The following is a 1120-nucleotide window of genomic DNA, read 5'->3' as shown; positions in this document are numbered from 1 at the left end:
CAGGCTGCGATCTTTTGATTCAGGCGATCAGATGCCTTGCGGAGTCTCTTCGCCGCCCAGCGCTTCAACCAGCGCCGGCAGGAAGTCGCCGAAGGTCAGCATCATCAGGGTGAAGCTGGCGTCCAGTTGGCCCAGGGCTTCGTCGCCGCCGTCCTGTTCCGCCTGGTCTTGCAGCAGGTCTTCGAACTTCAGGCGCTTGACCACCATCTTGTCGTCGAGGACGAACGACAGTTTGTCCTGCCAGGCCAGGGACAGTTGAGTGACCACTTTGCCGGTGCTCAGGTGCAGCTGGATTTCTTCGCTGGTCAGGTCCTGGCGCTTGCAACGCACAATGCCGCCGTCTTCGTGGGTGTCGCGCAGTTCGCACTCGTCCAGTACAAAGAAATCGTCCGCGGCTTTCTGCGTGGTGACCCACTCGGTCATGGTCGCGGTCGGCGACATTTTCACGGTCAGCGGACGCACCGGCAGGGTGCCGATCACTTCACGCAAGGTCGACAGCAAGTCTTCGGCGCGTTTCGGGCTGGCCGAGTTGACCAGGATCAGGCCCTGTTTCGGCGCAATGGCGGCGAAGGTCGAGGAGCGGCGGATAAAAGCGCGGGGCAGGAAGGCCTGGATGATTTCATCCTTGATCTGATCGCGCTCCTTCTTATAGACCTTGCGCATTTGCTCGGCTTCGATCTCTTCGACCTTTTCCTTGACCGCGTCACGTACGACGCTGCCCGGCAAAATACGTTCTTCCTTGCGCGCGGAAACCAGCAGGAAGTCACCGCTGACGTGCACCAGTGGCGCATCTTCGCCTTTGCCGAACGGCGCGACGAAACCGTAGGTGGTCAACTCCTGGCTTGCACATGGGCGCGCCAGTTTGGTGGCCAGTGCAGTTTCCAACGCCTCGGCATCAACAGGCAGATCTTGGGTCAGGCGATAGATAAGCAGGTTTTTGAACCACATGGGGTGAGTCTCTCCTTTATACAAAGGGGGGCATTATTGTCTTCGCCGTGCCATAGGCCAACCTTTCTCTAAGCCTTTGGAAGGCCTGAGAAAATTATTTAAAAAAGTGCTTGCCAGAGGTTGGGTCGCTCCGTAGAATGCGCGCCACACCGAAGCGAAGGGTGATTAGCTC

At 58.4% G+C, this 1120-nt stretch carries 1 protein-coding gene; it reads right to left on the bottom strand.

Annotated features, from left to right (window positions below; genetic code table 11):
- Positions 1–27: 27 nt before the first annotated feature.
- Complete coding sequence (gene rdgC / locus PMI26_RS29250) at positions 28–948, bottom strand: recombination-associated protein RdgC (RefSeq protein WP_007969735.1); 921 nt, start codon at positions 946–948, stop codon at positions 28–30.
- Positions 949–1120 lie beyond the last annotated feature (172 nt).

The sequence above is a fragment of the Pseudomonas sp. GM33 genome (assembly GCF_000282295.1).
GTDB classification, from domain to species: domain Bacteria; phylum Pseudomonadota; class Gammaproteobacteria; order Pseudomonadales; family Pseudomonadaceae; genus Aquipseudomonas; species Aquipseudomonas laurylsulfatiphila.
The sequence above is the reverse complement of the archived record's forward strand: the minus strand, read 5'-3'. Positions and strand labels throughout refer to the sequence as shown.

What these genes read in the sequence shown, in the direction of transcription:
- rdgC (WP_007969735.1), bottom strand. Translation starts at nt 948, where the DNA reads ATGTGGTTCAAAAACCTGCTTATCTATCGCCTGACCCAAGATCTGCCT.